The 4956-nt window shown below is 59.2% G+C and carries 4 protein-coding genes, 1 tRNA gene and 4 pseudogenes; 6 read left to right on the forward strand and 3 right to left on the reverse strand.

Annotated features, from left to right (window positions below; all coding sequences use genetic code 11):
* From IE00_RS19175 to IE00_RS21010, 4 genes and pseudogenes are all read left to right on the forward strand, one after another.
* Positions 1-446 (forward strand): annotated as a pseudogene (locus tag IE00_RS19175) (IS5 family transposase); the annotation flags it as partial.
* A gap of 274 nt (positions 447-720) precedes the next feature.
* On the forward strand, positions 721-888 hold the full coding sequence (locus IE00_RS21000) for a hypothetical protein (RefSeq protein WP_371328466.1): 168 nt from the start codon (positions 721-723) through the stop codon (positions 886-888).
* 57 nt (positions 889-945) lie between these two features.
* Positions 946-1164 carry a hypothetical protein gene (locus IE00_RS21005; protein ID WP_371328464.1) on the forward strand — a complete coding sequence of 73 codons (219 nt, stop codon included), beginning with the start codon at positions 946-948 and terminating at the stop codon, positions 1162-1164.
* Between the two features lie 130 nt (positions 1165-1294).
* Positions 1295-1432, forward strand: coding sequence for a hypothetical protein (locus IE00_RS21010; RefSeq protein ID WP_371328465.1), 138 nt, complete (start codon positions 1295-1297; stop codon positions 1430-1432).
* Positions 1433-1520: 88 nt separating this feature from the next.
* Here the strand turns inward: IE00_RS21010 and IE00_RS19595 are convergent.
* Positions 1521-2748 (reverse strand): annotated as a pseudogene (locus tag IE00_RS19595) (IS3 family transposase).
* Positions 2749-2967: 219 nt separating this feature from the next.
* Here IE00_RS19595 and IE00_RS19200 point away from each other — a divergent pair.
* Positions 2968-3522, forward strand: a complete 555-nt coding sequence (locus IE00_RS19200; protein WP_072298767.1) for a histidine phosphatase family protein — start codon at positions 2968-2970, stop codon at positions 3520-3522.
* A gap of 67 nt (positions 3523-3589) precedes the next feature.
* Positions 3590-3664, forward strand: a tRNA-Val gene (locus tag IE00_RS19205).
* A 189-nt stretch (positions 3665-3853) separates the two neighbouring features.
* On the opposite strand, the pseudogene IE00_RS19210 reads toward IE00_RS19205, so the two are convergent.
* Positions 3854-4338, reverse strand: a pseudogene (locus tag IE00_RS19210) (IS5 family transposase); the annotation flags it as partial.
* 68 nt (positions 4339-4406) lie between these two features.
* Positions 4407-4748 (reverse strand): annotated as a pseudogene (locus tag IE00_RS19215) (IS5 family transposase); the annotation flags it as partial.
* Positions 4749-4956: the final 208 nt, after the last annotated feature.

A 4956-nucleotide genomic window follows, 5' to 3' on the forward strand; every position in this document is an offset into this window, starting at 1 on the left:
AACGAAAGCGGCGCTGTCCGGCATGCACTGCAAATGATCGACAGCACCGTGGTTCGCGCCCATCATCAGGCAGCGGGCGCCAAAGAGGAACCCCGCGACAGGGTTCTGGCCGTTCGCGTTGTGGCTTCACGACCAAGATCCACCTCCTCGTCGATGCAGCAGGGCTGCCCATGAGGACGGAGATCACCGGGGGGCAAACTTCCGACTGTCTCGGCTTCGATCTGGTCATGGCCGACAATCTGCCGACACCGAGTGTCCTGCTGGCCGACCGAGGCTATGACACTGACAGCATTCGAAAATCCATGGATAAACGCGATGTCTTGCCCGTCATCCCCATGCGCAAATCACGAAAAAGTCGCATTGGCGTGGGCCGATCATTCTACCGGCTGCGCTACCTGGTCGAACGGTGCTTCAACGAGCTGAAGAACGCCCGCCGTGTCGCCACCCGTTACGACAAGACTGCGGAGAGCTTCCTGGGCTTCATCGACATCACGTCGATCAGGCTTCGGATCCGCCATTTGTCAACACGACCCAGCTTCCGGGGTTCACGACGTAAATCTGGCGGGTCAAGAGCCTGCCATGAGCAATCCCGAACCTGCGCGCCACTGTATGACGAACTGGAAATCCTAGAACGACGCGGATCTCTGCTCGTCTGGCTGGGCCGTGACATGGGCTGGCTTGCGCCGAAGGCAGTCAACCCCGGACGTCCGCGTGTCTTCTGTGACAGCACCATCCATTTTTTTTACAATCAATGGGCTCTTCGGTTTGCCGCTTCGGCAAATGACCGAAATGGGCGCCAGCCTCCCCGAAATGGCTGGTCTGGACTGGCCAGTCCCGGACCTCCTAAACCTGCTGGTCGATGGCGCCGGGATCAAGGTCTTGGGGTGAGGAGGGACCGTGGCCCCGGCGCGGCCGCGCAAGCCCGATGAACAAGAGAGGCTGGTGATGGACACGGTGACCAGCGGCATCCTCACCCCTGCCTACGAGGGCGACAGACCCGTGCTCCCTGATCTTCTGGTCCATATCCCGAACGACCAGGAAGTCGGCACCGTTACCGGTGATGGCGCCTTCGACACCCGCCGTTGCCATTCGGCGATCCGCGCGCGCGGTGGCTCGGGCATTCATGCGGACCGGTGGCAGTCATGCCCTCGCTCTCATCCGTAGAAACGGCCGCCTCTGGAAAGAGGATTGCCCCGCCGCGCCCGCCATTGTCCTCGGACCAATGGCGGGCACTGCCTCACCCTGCAACTACATCCCGGCGGCAACCCGGCCACTCGGTCAGGTCGAGGACCTGATGAGGAACCTGAAATCCTTCGGCGGACGGATCACCTCGAGGGACCCCGTCCGCCAAACAGCCAAGATCATTATCCGCGTGGCCTCGATGAACCGCGTCAACGCCATCGACACCGCCGAGATCGAACGCGTGGCCTGACCTCAGCTGGGAAAGGGCCGTCATCTCCTCATGCCGACTTCCGCAACCATGCCTGAGGTGCTGGTCTTGCCCCCGTTTCACCGGACACTCAGGCGGTTTCGGTTTGAGCTGCAATGAACTCGCGGGGCGATCGCATCTTCAGCCCTGAATGCGGGTGAGTGTCGTTGTAGTCCTCGATCCAGCCTCCGATCAATCCGAGAACGATTTGGGCGTCTGGCAACGGCGTCACTTGGACGTAGTCGCGCTTGAGCGTCTTCACGAATGCCTCCGACGTGCCATTGCTCTGGGGGCTCCGGACCGGGGTGAAGCAAGGCTTCAGACCAAGGTGGCGGGCGAAGATCTGCGTATCCTTGGCAATGTAAGGTGAGCCATTGTCGGTCAGCATCTCGACGACCGAAGGCGCACGGTATGTCTCGAAGCGATGCTCGACGGCCTCGAGCATGATGTCGCGGATGTCTGACCCGCTGATCCGGCATTCACCACCGCACGCCGGGCGATGATTTCGCGGTCGTGGGCGTCGATGATGAAGGCACCGCGGGCGATATCGCCGTTCCGAGCCGGGTGAACTCGAAGCCGTCCGAACACCAGCGCAGGTTCGAGCGCATGACGATCACCTTGCCGTCGTGGACATGCTCGGGCCGCTCCGTATATCTCCGCGCCAGCAGCAGGCTATGGGACTGCATGATCCTGTAGATCCTTTTGTGATTGACCGGTGCCAGGCCCTCTTACCGCAGCTGGCGGTTCAGGATCGCGGTGATGCGACGGCAGCCATAGGTGGGGCGGGCCGTCACCAGCGTAACGATCCGCGGCATCAGCTCCGCGTCTTGCGCCTTGTGGTAGCGCCGACGCGGCTTCGTCCTACCCTTCAGTCGATCGATCAGGTTCGGGCGGGCCACACCAAGGATATCTGCCACAACCTTCACCGGAAACCGCCTGTCAGCGGCGACCGCGCATCCAAGGTCGGTTTTTCTGAGCGTGACTTGTCCAAGGCCTCGCGCAGGATCCCGGCCTCAAGCGTCTTGCCGCCGAGATGGCGTTCAAGCTCGCGGATGCGATCCTCGAGCTGCCGCACGACCTTGTTGCTGGTGACGTCATCATCCTCGGTCACGGCGACACTCCTCCTTCGAGCATGAGCCTTCGCCAACGATACGAGCCAGGTTGGGTGCGACGCCATTGCGCCGCGCAACGATGGAAATGCCGGCGTGATCCTCCAGCGTCTCCTCCACGATCCGCAGCTTCTCGGCAGCCGTCCAGCGGCGCCGACGACCGCCATCGGTGATGATCTCAATCTCAGACATAAGCCCGTCCTCAGGCATATGCCTGAGCCTCCATGGCTATGCACAAGTGTCCGGGCGAAACGGGGGCCAGTTCAGGGGTGCTCACGGAGGAATTGCCACAAGAGAAAATGAACGTAGAATAACGTCAGGAGAGAAGAGTCCCTAGGTTCTAGGGATTGCGACAAGTGTTCGTTTGCCTCTACCCATACCGTTACCAGATAACTGTCCACTATCAGCAATTGTGTTTTCCCGCAGACGATGATGCTTCCTGATCTCTATTTAATGCGACACGGGCAAACCCAGTGGAATGCCATGGGACGCCTGCAAGGCATTTTGGATTCGCCCTTGACGCCTCTGGGCGTTGAACAAGCGCACCGTCAGGCGACGCTGCTGAAAGGGATCGGTGGCATATGCCTTTGCAGCCCGCAGGGCAGGGCGGTGCAGACCGCCGCCATCGCCTTCCAAGGGCGCGCCTGGAGTGTCGAACCGCGCCTTTCCGAAATTGGCATCGGCATATTTGCGGGCGGTCAGGTCGTCGATCTGCGGAAGCGATATCCGCGAATATTCACTGGAGATGCACTGGATTGGTATAATCACTGCCCAGAAGGCGAAGGTTTGGACGCGCTGCGAGCAAGATGCACGAAATTTCTTGACAGCATTGATCAGTCGACGATCATCATCACCCATGGCGTGACATTGGCCATGCTGCTTTCTGTTGCAACGGGAACGAAACTGGCAAATATCGGTCAAAACCACATGCAACAGGGTTGCATCTATCGTCTATCTTTAGGGACCATCGACCAACTGGCTTAAAGGCAGGGCAAATTCGTGGCCATCCCACTTGAAGCCAAGCAAAGATGATGTCAGAAGCGAAATCTGTGGCCCGTTAGCTCAGTGGTAGAGCGTCCCGTTTACACCGGGTCGGTCGGCAGTTCAAATCTGTCACGGGCTACCATCTATTTTTTATTCCAAGCGTATACCATGCGCCTTAAGTAAAACGTTGATGTGAGGGTCAGGTATACATCTTGACGTTGACCGACAGGGTTCGTCACGGTTGCTTCAAGCCACTTCTTTCGTATTTCAGTTCAGTCGCGGCACAATCATTTCGCTAATATCGCTGCCCTTGATTTAAAAGCTGACTAGGTCATGTTGACAAATGGCGGATCCAAAGCCTGATCGACGTGATGTCGATGAAGCCCAGGAAGTTCTCCGCGGTCTTGTCGTAACGGGTGGCGACACGGCGGGCGTTCTTCAGCTCGTTGAAGCACCGTTCGACCAGGGTTCGCTGCCGGTAGAGTGATCGGTCCACGGCAATGCGACTTTTTGCGGGACTTGCGCATGGGGATGACGAGCAAGACATCGCGTTTACCCATGGATTTTCGAATGCTGTCAGTGTCATAGCCTCGGTCGGCCAGCAGGACACTCGGTGTCGGCAGATTGTCGGCCATGACCAGATCGAAGCCGAGACAGTCGGAAGTTTGCCCCCCGGTGATCTCCGTCCTCATGGGCAGCCCTGCTGCATCGACGAGGAGGTGGATCTTGGTCGTGAAGCCACAACGCGAACGGCCAGAACCCTGTCGCGGGGTTCCTCTTTGGCGCCCGCTGCCTGATGATGGGCGCGAACCACGGNGACGAGGAGGTGGATCTTGGTCGTGAAGCCACAACGCGAACGGCCAGAACCCTGTCGCGGGGTTCCTCTTTGGCGCCCGCTGCCTGATGATGGGCGCGAACCACGGCGCTGTCGATCATTTGCAGTGCATGCCGGACAGCGCCGCTTTCGTTCAGGGCGTCCATGATCTGCTCCCAGAGCCCCGCCCGCGTCCAACGCCCGAACTGGCGGTAGACGCTTGACCACTTGCCGAACTCTTCCGGCAGATCGCGCCAGGGAGAACCCGTGCGCGCGATCCAGAAAATGCCATCAAGAACAAGGCGGTGGTTGATCGGTTTGCGCCCGTTCGGGCGCGGACTGTCAGGATGAACCGTTCAAAGAACTTCCATTCCTCGTCCGACATCAGGTCTCGTGCCACGCGGGTCTCCATCAAAGATACCAGCTTGAATCACGCTGGTGGCGCAGTGTGAATCCCTTTTGTCAACACGACCTAGTCGACACTCTACCTCGTATCCAGACGGTAATGTCACAAACTCAAGGACTGAACCGCGCCGGGTTTTCCGGAGGCTCCAACTCTTGAGCAGGATGGAGCATCATGATCAAGACGACGAACAAGTTTTCCCCCGAAATGCGCGAGC

The sequence above is a fragment of the Paracoccus sp. SM22M-07 genome (assembly GCF_001887735.1).
Classification (GTDB): Bacteria; Pseudomonadota; Alphaproteobacteria; order Rhodobacterales; family Rhodobacteraceae; genus Paracoccus.

Coding starts and splice junctions, on each gene's coding strand:
- IE00_RS21005 (WP_371328464.1), top strand. CDS start 946: ATGGACACGGTGACCAGCGGCATCCTCACCCCTGCCTACGAGGGCGAC.
- IE00_RS21010 (WP_371328465.1), top strand. CDS start 1,295: ATGAGGAACCTGAAATCCTTCGGCGGACGGATCACCTCGAGGGACCCC.
- IE00_RS19200 (WP_072298767.1), top strand. CDS start 2,968: ATGATGCTTCCTGATCTCTATTTAATGCGACACGGGCAAACCCAGTGG.